Here is a 14,799-nt window from a genome sequence, read left to right as displayed (position 1 = left end):
TCAATACTCCACTAATTTACTTTCGTCGGGCGCCTTCGCGTCGGGTTCGATCGGCTCGTGTAGCATGTCATCGCGCTTCGCGTAGCCCGCGAATGCCGCCGCCAGCAGCGCGTCCTGAGTCCAGTTGCCGCGCTCGAACAGGCCCGTCATGCGTCCCGCCGACATCACCGCGATCCGGTCGCAAATCGCCATCAATTCGCGCAGGTCGCTCGATACCACCACCAGCGCGCGGCCTTCGCGAGCCAGCGCGCCCATCAGGGCATAAATGTCGAACTTCGCGCCCACGTCGATGCCGCGCGTCGGTTCATCGAACAGCAGCACCGTGCAATCGCGCGCGAGCCAGCGGCCGATCACCACCTTCTGTTGATTGCCGCCCGACAACTCGGACACCGGCTGCGACGGCCCGGAACTGCGGATGCGCATTGCGTCGATCTGCTGGTGCGCCAAAGCCGCTTCACGACGGCCGTCCACCACGCCCTTGGTCGACACCGAACGCAAGTGGCCCAGCGAGATGTTGGCGGCGATCGGCTGGGTCAGCAAAAGACCCTCGCCTTTGCGATCCTCCGTAATCAGCGCGATGCCGTGCTTCACGGCGTCCGACGGCGAAGCGATCGTCACGGGCTCGAGCGCGCCGCCTTCCCGCCCGATCGACACAGTGCCCGCGTCCGCGCGGTCCGCGCCATAGATGAGCCGCATCAACTCCGTGCGCCCTGCGCCGATCAGTCCGCTGATGCCGAAAATCTCGCCAGCCTTGACCTCGAAGGACACGTCGCACACCACCGGCTCGCGCGTCATGCCGCTGACCTTGAAGGCCACCTCGCCGATACGCCTCTCGCCGAGATCGATCCGGTCTCCGATATCGCGGCCTACCATCAGGGTCACGAGACGGTCGGTGGTGAGGTTGGCCATCTCGTCGACATGCACGAGCCGGCCGTCACGCAACACGGCAGCGCGCCTCGCGATACGCTTCAACTCTTCCAACCGGTGCGAGATGTACACCAGTGCGACCCCGCGCGCCTTCAACCGCTCGACCTGCTCGAACAGCAGATCGACTTCGCGGGCGGTCAGCATCGCCGTGGGTTCGTCGAGAATCAGCACGCGGCAATCGCCGATCAGATTGCGTGCAATCTCGACCATCTGTTGATGCCCGATGCCGAGCGTGCCGACCAGCGTATCGGGATCGATTGCGTCGAGGCCGACTTGCGCCATGGCGTGCCGCGCGTCCTCGCGCAGTTTGGCGCGGTCGATCCAGCCGAATATGCCGCGCTGCGGCAAACGGTTCAGAAAGAGGTTCTCCGCCACCGAGAGCGTGGGCAGCAGGTTCAACTCCTGCATGACCATGCGCACGCCGAGCGCCTCGGCGTCCGTGCGGCTGGCCGGCCTGTAGGCCGCGCCGGCGAGTTTCATCGAACCGGTAGTCGGCGTGACGAGACCACCGATTATCTTGGACAAGGTGCTCTTGCCCGCGCCGTTTTCGCCGGTCAGCGCCAGCACTTCGCCCGCATGCAATTCCAGCGAAACATCGGCGAGCACGGGCTCGGCATAGGTCTTGCCGATACCGTGCACGCGCAGTACGGGCGCGGCGTCGGCAAGGGATGAGATGGGAGTGGACATCAGATTGATTCAGGCTGGACAGAAATCAGTCGGCGTGGCCCCTTGCGGAGCGGGCCACACCTTGCACCCGTCTTACTTGGTGACCAGATCGACTGGCGTTTCGACAACGCCGGACAATTCAGACTGTTTCTTGTGTTCGGAAAGCGCCTTCAAAGCCGTGTCGATGCCGAACACTGCCTGCTTGGCTGCGTATTGATTGGCGGTGGCGAGCACGCGGCCGTCCTTGAGCATCGGCTTGATTGCGTTGATGTCGTCGTAACCGACGATCTGCACCTTGCCTGCCTTGCCGGCCGCGCGCACGGCCGACACGGCGCCGATCGCCATGTTGTCGTTGCCGCACAGCAAAGCCTTGACGTCCGGATTCGCATTGAGGATCTGGCTCGCGACGGCGTTGCCCTTGTCGATTTCCCACTCGCCCGATTGCAGCGCGACGACCTTCATGCCGCCCGCCGCCATGGCCTGCTTGAAGCCGGCCGTGCGTTGCTGCGCGTTGGTCGTGGTCGTAACACCTTCGATAATGCCGACGTTGTCGCCCGACTTCAGGTGCTTGGCCAGGTAGTCACCGACCTTCTGCGCGCCCTTCGCGTTATCCGGCCCGACGAACGGGATGTTCAGGTCTTTCGACTTGAGGACGTCGTTGTCCAGCTTGTTGTCGATATTGACCACGATGATGCCGGCATCGACCGCCTTCTTCAGGACCGGCACCAGCGCCTTCGAGTCAGCCGGCGCGATCACCAGCGCGTCGACCTTCGAGACGATCATCTGCTCGACGATGCGGATCTGGTTCGCGGTGTCCGTCTCGTCCTTGATGCCGTTGGTGACCAGGTCGAACTTCGCCGGATTCTGCTTCTGATAATCCTTGGCGCCCGTTTCCATGGTCAGGAAGAACTCGTTTGCCAGCGACTTCATGACAAGCGCGACTTTCGGTTTATGGGCGGCCTGGGCGAAGGCTGCCGGCATCGGCAAAATCGACACAGCGAGGAAAGCTGCGCCGGCTGCGATGGCGCGACGGCGCGCCGGAAGGAAATGGCGGATCATTGATGTCTCCGTATCGCTCGTTCGGTCTACTGAGAGCCGTTGAGTCGTGTGATGGGTAGGAACGCCGCACTTGCCGCCACTGGCTGAACCATCAGGGTCGTCCCGTATGCCGGGCAAGCATGGCCAGATCAAATCCTATCTCCGCGAACTGCGTTATGCTATGCCAAATTTCAAAACCTATCGTTTCAAAAATGGAACACGTGGATTGGGACGACCTGCGGATTCTGGTGGCGATCGCCCGCGAGGGCACCATGCGATCGGCCGCCGCGGCATGTGACCTGAGCGCACCGACCCTGTCGCGCCGCCTGACCGAACTCGAGCGGCGGCTCGGCGAGCCTTTGATCGACCGGGTACCGTCGGGCTGTACCGTGACGGCGTTCGGCGCCAAGGTGCTGGCCTGGGCGGAGCAGATGGAGGACCTGGCGCACCAGATCGAACGCGCCGCGGACGTGAACGGCGGCGCACCCGCGCATGGCACGGTGCGGATCAACGCTGTCGAATGGCCGTCGTACATTCTGCTGAAACTGCTCGGCTCCTTTCAGGACCGGCTGCCCGGACTCGCGATCGAAGTGCTGACTTCGCGGCGTCCCTATAGCCTGGCGCGGCGCGAGGCGGACATCGCACTGTGGTCCGAATGCCCGGAAGAGGGCGACCTGTACGTCCGGCGGATCGGCAGGATCCGCTTCGGGCTGTTCGGCTCGCGCGATTACTATCTGCGCCACAAGGCCGCGATCGTGAAGAAAGAGTGGGACAAGCTGTCGTTCGTCGGCTACGACGACCGTCAACCGGACCATCCGGCGACGCAATGGCTGAAGGCGCTGCCCGGCGCTCCGGCGCCGTCGCTGCGCAGCAGCTACGGCATGGGCGTGTTCGACGGCGTGCTGGGCGGCTCGGGGCTTGGCATACTCGCGCAGCTTGCCGGCGACACGACGAGCGATCTCGTCTGCGTGGAGAAGCACATCAAGGCGCTCGATCAGGACGTGTGGATGGTGCTGCATCCGGCCTTGCGCGACAGTGAGCGGATCCGGACCGTGGCGAACCTGATCGCCGAGATCTTCCGCTAACGCCGCCTTGACGAACGAACGCTAGCGTATCGGCCGATTACGGCTAACCTGCGCAAAACTGAGCGCGATCGCGCCTCGTGAAGAGGCGCCGCGTGGCTCGAAATCCGCCGCTCGATGGTCGCCGGACCGGGTCAGTAAGCCATAGAGTTCCGGGCGGCGCGCCGTCAGCCATTGCTGCCCCGCACTTCCATCGATCAGGCCTCTGTCCAGATCGGCGGAAACGAGTGCGTCTCGCGCGCGGCTCGCGGCGAGCACGCGACCACAGGGATCGACGATCATCGCTGCTCCGCTCGACTGTTCTGAGCCGCCGATCTCCACGCCTTCGCTGAAGACGACGAACATGCCGTTGTCACCGGCTCGCGCCGACAGCAAGCGAGGCAGCGATTGCCCTATCGAACCAGCTTGCGTTCGGCGATCGCCAGTCTGGTTCGCGCCGTCGCTGCGATGCGGCGCGATCAGCAGTGTCGCGCCCATGAGCGCCGTCATCCGCATGTTCTCGACCAGATAGTTGTCGCCGCCGATCAGGATGCCCACGCGAACGCCCCACGCCGTATCGAACACGGTGAACCGGTCGCCGCTGCTGATGCGCCGATGCCCGAACGCATGCAGCTTGCGGTGACAATGGCGCATGCCACCCGGCAGGCACACCACGTAGCTGTTGAACAAACGTCCATCGGCTGCACGCTCCAGGAAGCCGACACCAGCGACCACGCCGGAGCGTTCGACCGCATCGGCCACCGCGCGGATCGAAGGTCCGTCGAGCGGCTCAGCAAGCGCATCGAGCTCGGCGCGATGAAGCTTCGCCATGCTTCCGTAGCCGCCGATACAGGTCTCCGGAAACACCACCAGCCCAATATCTTTCTCAGCGGCAAGCGTCAGGCAATCCGCAATGCGCGCGACGTTATGCGCCGCGTCGCCGGGGCGGGAAACGAGCGACATAGCCGCAACGCGAAGCGACGGAACAGTGGAGGCGGACATCTTCACGACCGGATGAATAGAACAACACCATTGGACCGCTCCCCCATCCATAAGTAAAATGAAAAATTCTATGCATTCAATCACTTGCTGGAATGGAACTCAAACTACTGCGCGCGTTTCTGACCGTCGCTGAACTCCGCCACTTCGGGCACGCCGCCGAAGCGCTTTATGTCAGCCAGCCCGCTCTCAGCAAGCAGATCGTGGCATTGGAGGCGAGCCTTGGCGCGCGGCTTTTCGAGCGCGGCCGACACGGCGCGGAACTGACGATCTTCGGCGAAGGATTTCTCGCCGACGCCGAGGCACTGGTCCGCGACGCGGACAATATCCTCGCGCGTGCGCGCGAGGCGAGCAGCGGCACGCGCGGCTATCTGCGCGTCGGCCTCGGACTTTCGACGTTGACCGAAGCGCCGCAACTGATCGCTCAATTCCGCAAGCTCCATCCAAATGTCAGCGTGACACTTAACGATCTGTCTTCCGCGGAGCAATCCCGGCGGCTTCTCGGCGGCAAGCTCGACGTCGGCTTCCTGCGCTTGCCAGCCGACGCCGGCCTGTCCACCTTACCGATACTCGACGAGGCCCTGGCATTGGCGATACCGCAGTACGCGCGCTGGAAACGCGTTCCGTCGAATCTGCAGGAATTGAACGAGCCCGGCTTCATCGCACTGTCACGCGGACGCGGTCCTGGCCTCGCGGCACAAATCGATCACTGGTGCGGTGAACATGGCTTCGTGCCCAAGGTGATCCAGCAAGCCGACGACATTCAATCGGTTCTTGCCGGCGTGGCGGCGGGCGTGGGCGCGGCGTTCCTGCCGTCACGCGCGCAATACCTGCTACGCGACGCCAGAGTGCTGCCGTTGCGCGATGCCGCCGCGCGCTGGCGGGTGGCACTGGCGTGGCAGACCACGCGCGACGATCCCGTGGTAGCGAATTTCGTCACGTTCGTTCGCGCGGCGAAGAAGTCGCTGCGCGCCGGTTCCACTGCGCCGGGCTGATAGACAAACGCGTCGTCGGGCTCGCCTGCCCGGCGGAGCCTTCGCCGACCGTCGAGCGCCCCGCTGTTTCAAGCTGCACGACTGCGTCGAAGGCGCGCTCCCGAGGCCGGCGAGCGGAGAAGCCCGTCCGAACATGCGTATGTCACACACAACAACAACGATTTCGCGGATGATGGAACCCGCCGCAACCAGCTCTATCGGAAGCACTACGTCCATCACGCCGGCGATCCGCGCCCAGCGGACACCGAAACCGACTTCCCGGTCGTGGACCTCGAGGTCGCATAGCCAGCACGGGCGGCTCAGGCTCGTCCGTTTTCAGGAGATACGCCATGTCCCGCACCGTCACCGAGAAGCGCGCCGCGTTCAAAGCCCTGCACACGTCCGGTTGTTTCATCCTGCCCAATCCGTGGGATGCCGGCAGCGCGCGCTATCTGCAAACGCTCGGCTTCCAGGCGCTCGCCACGACCAGTTCCGGCTTTGCGTGGTCCACCGGACACGCCGACAACGGCTTGCCGCGCGACGCAATCCTCACGCATCTGCGCAAGATCGTCGAAGCGACCGACCTGCCCGTGAACGCAGACTTCGAGAACGGCTTCGGCGGCACGCCGAACGAGGTCGCGGAAAGTGTCAGGCTCGCCATCGAAACCGGCGTGGCCGGCCTGTCGATTGAAGACTCCACCGGCGACGCCACCGCGCCGCTTTTCTCCATCGAGGTTGCCGTCGAGCGAATCAGCGCCGCGCGCCGCGCCATCGACGAAAACGGCGGCGATACGCTGCTGGTCGGCCGGGCGGAAAACTTCTTCGCCGGCTCGCCCGATCTCGACGACGCGATCGCGCGACTCAAAGCCTATTCGGAGGCCGGCGCCGACTGTCTGTACGCACCGGGCATTCAGACGCGCGAACAGATCGAGGCGGTGGTCGCCGCCGTGGCGCCGAAGCCCGTCAATCTGCTGGTCGGATCGACGTCGGCGTTCACGCTGCAGGACGTGGCCGCGCTCGGCGTGCGGCGTATCAGCGTCGGCGGCGCGCTGGCCCGCGCGGCGTGGGGCGGTTTCATGCAGGCGGCGCAGTCGCTCGCCCAAGGCCGCTTCGACGGCTTTGCCGGCGCGGTGCCGGGCTCGCAGCTCAACGAGCTCTTTGAGAAGCGCGGGTGATTTGAGGTGTCGTGAAGTGGCCAAGACGAGGGATCGACAGCGCCTCGGACCGAACCGGGGTGCGGCACCGCCATCGTTCGCTGACGCACGTACGCAGTTCGCGTAGCCGTGAGAGACTGATGTCTAGCGTGCGTTCAGCCTGCCGACGCCCGCAGTACGGTCACGTCAACCATGGAATCTCGTCCTTTCAGAGTGCTTGCCGCACTCCTCGTCTCAAGCGCCGGCTTCTGCCCGGCGGTATCGCATGCCTACGCGCTCGATGCACAGTTCGACTGTCAGGCGCGTCCCCACGCGTTCATCACCCAACTCATCGACGACAACTACATCGAGTCCAATCCAATGCGGGTCGACAAGAACTCCGTCAACGCGTTTCGTCCCGTGCACGGCAGCGACATGACCGTCTTCGGCTTTCGCGTCTACGCGGTGCTCGGCTACGAACCGGACGACGGCATGTTCAAGAAAGGCCGCGGCCAGGCACTCGCGGGCCCGTTATACGGCGTCGTGCTGTCCGCGCCGAGCGAGTCGGTCGAAACGCGCGTGCGCGCGGCCGGAAGCACTGCCAAGGTGCACGCGGTCATTCCGTTGCTGCTGACCGCGCTGATCTGCACACGTTGACGGAGCGCGGCCGAGCGTCGTGGTGCTATGCTTTTCGCTCCTCATCGCCTACGTCGCCAAGGTCTTCACGCCGATGCCCTCGTCCGTCCGCAACTCGCTCATCTGGATCTTCGACGCGTTCGAGCGCGATCCGACTTATATCAGCAAGCGGATGTTCGGCAGCGACGCCGCTTATATCGATGGGCTTTTGTGCCTGATTGCCGCGGATCGCGACAAGCCGTGGAATGGCCTGCTGGTGTGCACGTCGCACGAGCGCCACGCTCCGCTCATCGATGAGATGCCGGCTTTGCGGCCGCATCCGGTGCTCGGCAAGTGGCTCTACATCGCGCAAGACGATCCGGCGTTTGAAAGCGTGGCCGAGGAATTGACGGCGCTGGTGCTCGCCCGCGATCCGCGCATAGGCGTCGAGCCGAAGCCGCGTGCACGCGGCAAGAAATCCAAGCTGCCGAAGGCGTAGCGCGTCGCACTGTTCAATGAACGGCTCACCCGCGCGTTGGCGTCTGCGAGCCGGTGTCGACGCTTCAGTCATAGCCTGGCGCCTTGTACAACGCGACGATCTGCGCGAGCTGCTGGTCCTGCAACCGCGACTGCTGAAGCTGCGCATTGAACAGACTGCGCTCGGCGTCGAGCACATCCAGGTAGCTCGTGTAGCCGCCCTTGTACAAATCCCGCGCGAGCAAAGCATATTGCGCGAGCGCCTCGACCTTGTTCGAGCGCCGCCGCTGCCTGCTGCTGGTCGATCGAATCGTCGAGGTCTTTCTGGCTCAGCGCATTCTTCGCGACGAGCGGACACACGCGATTGAGATTCGCCTGCGCGGTGTCGAGACGGGCTTTTTGCTGCGCGTACTCCGCGCGCGCGACGTCGAGACTGGCCCGGAAGGGTTTGCGATCCATCACGATCGGTGTGATGCCAATGAATGCATCAGGACTCGCTCGCCAACCGATGCATACGTGCTTCTTTTTCTTCTAGCGGTATGTCAATACGATGTCTGACACCGTGCAGCAGTGTCAGAAGGGAATGGCCATTTGCCGCGATACGCGTTTAATCTATTTGCTGAGGAAGCGTAGCATCGCTAATCAAAAAAACAACACGCGATCAGCATCGGAGAATCGGACAATAGTCAATTCGCATTTAGACGTTATGTAGCGTCAACGGCCAATTTTCGACATTAAAGAAACGTTGACTAAATTCACCGCTGCGCGTGATGGCGTGAATCCATACCGTGGCAGAATTAGCGGCACCGCAGCATGGGTCCGGGAGACTTGGCATGGGCAACGAAACGCACGTCGAACATCAGACCGGTGGAACCAGCGAGCCGGACGCCGCACCGGACATTCCCGGCCAGATCGTGCTGGTCTTTCAAGGCGGCGGCGCCCTCGGTGCTTACCAGGCGGGCGTGTATCAGGCTCTTCATGACGGCAAAGTCGAGCCTCACTGGGTCATCGGCACCTCGATCGGCGCGATAAATGGCGCGATCATCGCCGGCAATCTGCCTGAGAATCGTATGGCGCGCCTGACCCAGTTCTGGAATGGCGTGGCACGTCAGCGCATCGGAGCGGCAAACTGGCTGCCGGGACTCGCAAACTGGCTGCGCGATCTCGCCACGGTCACTCAAGGCGTGCCGTCTTTTTTCACGCCGCGGTTGCAGTCGTGGGCGGGCCCTCAGGCACGCGTTCGTTCCGATCAGGCAGCCTTCTATTCGACCGAACCGCTGCGCGAAACCTTGGCTTCGCTCGTCGATTTCGACTACCTGAACCAGAAGACGACGCGGCTGACCGTCGGCACGGTCAATGTCCGCAGTGGACGCATGCGCTACTTCACGAATCGCGATGCGTTGCTGGACGTCGAACACGTGATGGCTTCCGCCGCTTTTCCGCCCGGCTTCCCGGCGGTGCAACTGGAAGGCGAATCGTACTGGGACGGCGGCATCTATTCGAATACACCGCTCGAAGCCGTGCTCGACGACCGGCCGCGCCGTGACTCGGTGATTTTCTCGGTGCAGTTGTGGCCTTCGAGCGGTCCGGAACCCGAGTCGATCTTGCAGGTCATGAGCCGGCAACGCGACATTCAGTATTCGAGCCGCGCGGAGAGTCACCTCGCTCGACAGAAGCAGATTCACCGCTTGCGGCACGTGATCCGAGAACTCGGCCAGTATCTGCCCGAAGAGACACGCAATGATCCTGAGGTGCGCGAGCTGCTCGGCTGGGGCTGCGGCACGACGATGCGTGTGCTGGAACTCGACGCACCGGCATTCGATAACGACGACCTGAACCGGGACATCGATTTCTCTTCGGCCGGCATCGAACGGCGCTGGCTTGCGGGTTACGAAGACACGGTCCGCTTGCTGAAGCACGCGCCGTGGCGAGAAACACTGGACCCGATGGAAGGCCTCTCGGTCTTTCGCATGGCCTCGGCGGAAAGCCAGCAATAAATCGCGTCAACGCCGCAAACAACGACTCGCGACCTCGGCCGCTGCGTAGGCCGCTGCGTAGGCCGTGCGCGCCTGCTCACTCACTGAAAAACCGATTTGTACCTGGCACGCAAGACTGTTTGTCCATGGCGGGTGTTCGAGATCGGCGCCGAAGCGCCTAGATTTCATACCCATCGGAGCCACCGGCCCGATCAGCATTTGATCCCAAGTTACTTATCCGGAGATTCAGCCATGAGCACATCACAAAAAGTCGTTGTCGTTACGGGCGCATCGCAAGGCATCGGCGCCGAACTGGTCAACGCGTTTCGCAAGCTCGACTACCGCGTCGTCGCTACCGCACGTTCGGTCAAGCCCTCGGAAGATCCGAACATCCTGACCGTGGCAGGCGATATCGGCGAACCGGCCACCGCGCAGCGCGTGATCCGTGAAGCCATCGCCCGTTTTGGCCGCATCGACACTCTCGTCAACAACGCCGGCATCTTCGTTGCCAAGCCCTTCACCAGCTATACGGCCGAAGACTACGCGAAGGTCACCGCGGTGAACCTCAACGGCTTCTTCTTCATCACGCAGTTGGCCATCGCCGAGATGGAAAAGACCGGCAGCGGCCACGTGGTCAGCATTTCGACGAGTCTCGTCGACCACGCCATCGACGGCGTGCCCTCGGTGCTGGCCTCGTTGACCAAGGGCGGCCTGAATGCGGCCACGAAGTCCCTCGCCATCGAATACGCGAAGAAGGGCATCCGCGCGAACGCCGTCGCGCCAGGCATCATCAAGTCACCGATGCATGCGGAAGAAACCCATGCGGCGCTCGGCGCATTGCATCCTGTCGGGCATATGGGCGAAATGAGCGATATCGTGAACGCAGTCCTGTTCCTGGACTCGGCGCCGTTCGTGACGGGCGAAATCCTGCACGTCGACGGCGGCCAGAGCGCAGGCCACTGATTGCGTTAGGGCGCCGCTGACCGGCGCCCTTCACGTCCAACCAAGGATTACGGAGAACGCCATGCCTATCGTCACAATTCAGGTGACCCGCGAAGGTTCCAAACCCGGCAACGATGCCGTCACGGCCGACGAAAAAGCCAGGCTGATCGCTGGCGTCAGCCAGGTGCTGCTGGACGTGCTGAACAAGCCGCTCGCAGCGACCTTCGTGGTGATCGAAGAAGTGGACATGGAGAACTGGGGCTGGGGCGGCTTGCCCGTCGAGGCCTATCGCAAGCAGCTCGCCCAGAAGCCGGGTTGAGCGTCGCACGGGAGCGCTCAACCCGTTGTGCTGTTAGTTTCAGTTCGCGAACTGCCGCAGTTGCTCGATGCTCTGCTTCAGTTCGCGCTCCAACTGGGCCATCAGTTCCACCGCTGGCAACGACCTTGCCAGCGCGGCGGCCTGGCCTGCCCAATGCGCGCCGTAGCCGAACTCGCCTTTCGCCTTCGCTGCCGCGTTCAGCGCCTTACCGGCATCGTAGGCAATGGGATAGGCGGCCGGCTGGGGCGAACGCGGGTCGGCGCCGAGCGCCGTGAAGCTGTTCGCCATGCTTCTCGCCAGCCGCCCGGAGATCGCCGCCGTAAAAGTCGTGCGGCGCGCCGCCTCGCCAAGCAACGCGCGACGATAACCCTCGTCGATCGACGTTTCCGTGCACGCCACAAAGGCCGTGCCAAGTTGCGCGGCCTGAGCGCCGAGCGCGAGCGCCGCGGCAATGCCCGCGCCGTCCATGATGCCGCCGGCGGCGATCACCGGCAGCCGGCACTCCCTGGCCAGCAAACGTGTCAGGGCGAACGTGCCCAACCGGTCGTCGAATGCATTCGGGTCGAAGACACCGCGATGCCCGCCGGCCTCGATACCTTGCGCCACGATCGCATCCACGCCCGCTGCTTCGACCCGCGCCGCTTCCTGCAGATTTGTCGCACTGGCGAGCAGCTTGATGCCCGCCTGCCTCAGTTCGGCGATGACAGCCGCGGACGGCAAGCCGAAGTGAAAACTGACGATCGCCGGCTTCTCCTCCAGAAAGACCCCCAGCATGGCGGGGTCCGCAAGAAAGCTCGTGTAGATCTCCGACAGCTTCGCCGGCGGCGTTGCCCCATACTTTTCGAAATGCGGCGCAAGCCAGCTCAACCATTGCTGCTCGACCGCCGCGTCCGCTTGGGCAGGCTGATGGCAGAACACGTTGATGTTGAACGGCTTGTCCGTCAGCGCGCGCGTCTCCCTGATCACTTTGCGCGCGCCGTCGGCGTTCATCGCTCCGACGCCCAACGAGCCGAGCCCGCCTGCGTTGCAAACAGCCGCGGCCAGTGCGGGCGTCGAGACACCCGCCATTGGCGCCTGAATGATCGGTTTGTCGATGCCCAGCAAGGGCAGCAAGGCACGCTCACCTGTTTGATTGGTCATGTCGCTTCCTCATCGAGTCTCACTACAATATAGTCCTGATATTCCGTACGAACCCTTGTTCCGCGCCGAACGCGGCCGAGCCGCCGCTGCGTTCACGCGGCGGCCGTTTCGGACGGGCGTTCCACCGCCCGACCAGACCGCGCTATCAGGCACCTCGCCGAGAGACCATGCAGCGTCAATTTGAAGATGTCCTTCTGGGCAGTATCGAACTATTCTGCCTGGCGGCCGAACTGGAGAGTTTCACCGAAGCCGCGAACGCCGCGAGCGTCACACCGGCCGCCGTCAGCCGTACGGTCGCGCGTCTGGAGGAGCGCCTCGGCGTGCGATTGTTTGTGCGGACCACCCGGCAGATCCGATTGACCGATGCGGGACGACGCTACTTCGAACAATGCCGTCTGGCGCTGGCCCAGCTCGCCGAAGCCGAGCGCGAAGCGACCGGACAGCAAACCGCGCCGACCGGCGTGCTGCGCATCAGCATGCCGACGCCGTATGGACACTACCGTGTGCTGCCCCTGCTCGCCGAGTTTCGCCAACGCTATCCGGGCGTGACCGTCGAAACGCATCTCAGCAATCGCAACATCGACTTTGGCGAAGAAGGCTTCGACCTGGCCATTCGCGGCGCGGCGCCCGGCGACTCCGGGCTGATCGCGCGCACGATCGAGGACGCGGAACTGGTGGTAGTCGCTTCGCCGGCTTATCTGCGCGGCGCCGCCAAACTCAAAACGCCCGACGACCTGGTCCATCACGATTGCGTCCAGTACGCGCTGCCGAGCACCGGCCGCAATCTTCCGTGGCTGTTCAAAGTCGAAGACGAGGTTGTCGAGACGATGACGAGCGGCGGTTACACGTCGTCGGGCGACGTGCTTGCCGGGGCAACGCTCGCGCGTCACGGGGCGGGTATTTTTCAGACCTATCGGTTCATCGTCGAGAAAGATATCGCTGCGGGAACGCTCAAGGAATTGCTCATTCCCTATGGCGGTTGTTCGCGGCCGTTCGTGCTGCTTTATCCGCATGCGCGGCATCTCTCGTCGCGCGTGCGCAGTTTCGTCGACTTCCTGATGGAAAAGCTGGGATCGTAGGCTGGCGGATGATCGCGCGGCGCTCGCCACGACGCCCCGTCACACGCGCAGCGGAAAGATGAACTTCGCCGCCAGCAGTCCGACCACTCCGCCGAGGAGCGTCTCCCAGGCGCGCGCGCCAAGAAACGAAATGGAATGCACGCCGCCGATCGCCAGCGTCACGATCAAGGTGAAGGCGAACGCCCCGCAAGCGATGTCGTAGCGCTCGGGCAAGGCCATCGCGTAGATGATCATGGCGGCCGCGACGGCGGCCCAGGCGAGCAGCGGCACGTGTTCGACGAGCGGCAGGCAGGCCAGACCCAGCGGAACACCGACCAGGGTGCCGACGATCCGCCGGCGCACCCGCTCCGCCGTGCCGCTCGCCGAGCCCGCGACCACGTAGGTGCTTGCCGTGATCGCCCAGGCGGACTCCTTGAGTCCGATCGTCTCGTTCAACACGACCACGACCAGCGCGCCGCTCGCCGCCTGCAGGCCCATGATGAGTTCAGCCGAAAGTTTCCAGCGATCCGGCATGTCGACGGGCGAAAGCACCGTCATGGCCGGACGCTCCGCCGGACCGCTGAGCAGACGCGGAACAATGGACGCGAGCATGGCGATCAATCCCGCCACTACGACGGCCGGCATGTCGACAGGCGTCAGGTGAATGTTGTAGGCCAGCAATTGGCCGATGAATATCTGCGAGCCCATTCCCGCGCCCACAATGCCGAAGCGCTTCAGGTAGCCGACGAGAAACGCGCCCGTGACGAGCGTCAGTTCGGGGCCCGCCGCGCCGAGGGTCTGGAGGATTGGAGCGAACGCGATGAACATGGTCGCGCCGAGCACGGCGGCGGCACACAGGAATGCCAGGTCGCGGCTGGATTCGGCCCGGGAGATGCGCGCTTCGGAGACACTGGCCCACAGCGCGAAATTGCCGGCCAGCGAACCGACCAGCGTCGCACCGGGCAAACCGTGCGTGATGTCCTGCAAGGTCCCGAGCGCGGCGGCGATCCCGTACGCGGTGACGAGCCGTAGTCCCTTGATCCGGCGATGCGTGCCGGGATCGAGCTGCTCCAGCCACGTCGCCGCCGACCATAAGGCGCCGCGTCCGCCCTTGCCCGCCGCCTCACCGCGAATGCCGTCGCTCGCCGCGCGACTTTGCGCGTCGGCGTCGATCTTTCTGTCGTCGTCCTCCGAGATCATCTTTCGCTTCACGGCGTAGTGCGCGTCGGATTGAAGTACCTCGTAGTCTAGTCAATCGCAGCGGCGCGGACCGGCCGGAAATCGTCGTCAGCGGCTGTGCCTGTCAGGCAAGCGCGCCCCAGGCCGGCAACCGCGTGCCGCTCCGAACGACATAAATCGTGTGCGATTTAATCTTATACGCTTGACAAGGCAAAACTTCTCCTCCATTATTCGACGCATGCGATTACATCGCATACGATTTAAAGCAACTTCACAGTTCTGACCATCAAGGAAT

Annotated in this window: 16 protein-coding genes; 10 read left to right on the top strand and 6 right to left on the bottom strand. The window is 63.7% G+C overall.

The features are described from left to right. Entirely contained in the window at positions 1-1,614 is a 1,614-nt protein-coding gene (locus B0G75_RS02670; protein ID WP_106300377.1) for a sugar ABC transporter ATP-binding protein, read from the bottom strand. Between the two features lie 72 nt (positions 1,615-1,686). Further along, a complete protein-coding gene (locus tag B0G75_RS02665; RefSeq protein ID WP_012426056.1) occupies positions 1,687-2,652 on the bottom strand; it encodes a sugar ABC transporter substrate-binding protein in 966 nt (321 codons plus the stop codon). A 191-nt stretch (positions 2,653-2,843) separates the two neighbouring features. On the opposite strand from B0G75_RS02665, the gene B0G75_RS02660 reads away from it, so the two are divergent. Continuing rightward, positions 2,844-3,716, top strand: coding sequence for a LysR family transcriptional regulator (locus B0G75_RS02660; RefSeq protein ID WP_106278522.1), 873 nt, complete (start codon positions 2,844-2,846; stop codon positions 3,714-3,716). A gap of 21 nt (positions 3,717-3,737) precedes the next feature. Here the strand turns inward: B0G75_RS02660 and B0G75_RS02655 are convergent, their stop codons facing one another. Further along, entirely contained in the window at positions 3,738-4,655 is a 918-nt protein-coding gene (locus tag B0G75_RS02655; RefSeq protein ID WP_258194202.1) for a nitrilase-related carbon-nitrogen hydrolase, read from the bottom strand. A 131-nt stretch (positions 4,656-4,786) separates the two neighbouring features. On the opposite strand from B0G75_RS02655, the gene B0G75_RS02650 reads away from it, so the two are divergent. The 4 genes from B0G75_RS02650 to B0G75_RS02635 all read left to right on the top strand — a co-directional run bounded on the left by B0G75_RS02650 (position 4,787) and on the right by B0G75_RS02635 (position 7,912). Then, positions 4,787-5,686 (top strand): LysR substrate-binding domain-containing protein, encoded by a 900-nt coding sequence (locus B0G75_RS02650; protein ID WP_106300373.1) that lies wholly within the window; start codon positions 4,787-4,789, stop codon positions 5,684-5,686. A 329-nt stretch (positions 5,687-6,015) separates the two neighbouring features. Next, positions 6,016-6,840: an oxaloacetate decarboxylase gene (locus B0G75_RS02645; RefSeq protein WP_106300371.1), complete on the top strand. Its 825-nt coding sequence runs from the start codon at positions 6,016-6,018 to the stop codon at positions 6,838-6,840. Positions 6,841-7,011: 171 nt separating this feature from the next. Further along, positions 7,012-7,455, top strand: coding sequence for a hypothetical protein (locus B0G75_RS02640; protein WP_106300369.1), 444 nt, complete (start codon positions 7,012-7,014; stop codon positions 7,453-7,455). Between the two features lie 73 nt (positions 7,456-7,528). Continuing rightward, positions 7,529-7,912 (top strand): hypothetical protein, encoded by a 384-nt coding sequence (locus tag B0G75_RS02635; RefSeq protein WP_106301783.1) that lies wholly within the window; start codon positions 7,529-7,531, stop codon positions 7,910-7,912. A gap of 64 nt (positions 7,913-7,976) precedes the next feature. On the opposite strand, the gene B0G75_RS02630 is transcribed toward B0G75_RS02635, so the two are convergent. Continuing rightward, on the bottom strand, positions 7,977-8,135 hold the full coding sequence (locus B0G75_RS02630) for a TolC family protein (protein WP_374956869.1): 159 nt from the start codon (positions 8,133-8,135) through the stop codon (positions 7,977-7,979). A gap of 25 nt (positions 8,136-8,160) precedes the next feature. Here B0G75_RS02630 and B0G75_RS41960 point away from each other — a divergent pair, with 25 nt between their 5' ends. The 4 genes from B0G75_RS41960 (at position 8,161) to B0G75_RS02610 (ending at position 11,127) form a co-directional block, all read left to right on the top strand. Next, positions 8,161-8,448: a hypothetical protein gene (locus B0G75_RS41960; protein ID WP_181309140.1), complete on the top strand. Its 288-nt coding sequence runs from the start codon at positions 8,161-8,163 to the stop codon at positions 8,446-8,448. 275 nt (positions 8,449-8,723) lie between these two features. After that, positions 8,724-9,887, top strand: coding sequence for a patatin-like phospholipase family protein (locus B0G75_RS02620; protein ID WP_106300367.1), 1,164 nt, complete (start codon positions 8,724-8,726; stop codon positions 9,885-9,887). Positions 9,888-10,118: 231 nt separating this feature from the next. Next, positions 10,119-10,829 (top strand): SDR family NAD(P)-dependent oxidoreductase, encoded by a 711-nt coding sequence (locus tag B0G75_RS02615; RefSeq protein ID WP_106300365.1) that lies wholly within the window; start codon positions 10,119-10,121, stop codon positions 10,827-10,829. A gap of 61 nt (positions 10,830-10,890) precedes the next feature. Further along, positions 10,891-11,127 (top strand): 4-oxalocrotonate tautomerase family protein, encoded by a 237-nt coding sequence (locus tag B0G75_RS02610; protein ID WP_106300363.1) that lies wholly within the window; start codon positions 10,891-10,893, stop codon positions 11,125-11,127. 39 nt (positions 11,128-11,166) lie between these two features. On the opposite strand, the gene B0G75_RS02605 is transcribed toward B0G75_RS02610, so the two are convergent. After that, entirely contained in the window at positions 11,167-12,267 is a 1,101-nt protein-coding gene (locus B0G75_RS02605) for a nitronate monooxygenase family protein (RefSeq protein ID WP_106300361.1), read from the bottom strand. A gap of 167 nt (positions 12,268-12,434) precedes the next feature. On the opposite strand from B0G75_RS02605, the gene B0G75_RS02600 reads away from it, so the two are divergent. Beyond that, positions 12,435-13,346 (top strand): LysR family transcriptional regulator, encoded by a 912-nt coding sequence (locus B0G75_RS02600; protein ID WP_012426042.1) that lies wholly within the window; start codon positions 12,435-12,437, stop codon positions 13,344-13,346. Positions 13,347-13,385: 39 nt separating this feature from the next. On the opposite strand, the gene B0G75_RS02595 is transcribed toward B0G75_RS02600, so the two are convergent. Beyond that, positions 13,386-14,525 (bottom strand): FUSC family protein, encoded by a 1,140-nt coding sequence (locus B0G75_RS02595; protein ID WP_106300359.1) that lies wholly within the window; start codon positions 14,523-14,525, stop codon positions 13,386-13,388. Positions 14,526-14,799: the final 274 nt, after the last annotated feature.

This window comes from Paraburkholderia sp. BL18I3N2 (assembly GCF_003001875.1).
Taxonomy (GTDB): Bacteria; Pseudomonadota; Gammaproteobacteria; order Burkholderiales; family Burkholderiaceae; genus Paraburkholderia; species Paraburkholderia phytofirmans.
The sequence above is the reverse complement of the archived record's forward strand: the minus strand, read 5'-3'. Positions and strand labels throughout refer to the sequence as shown.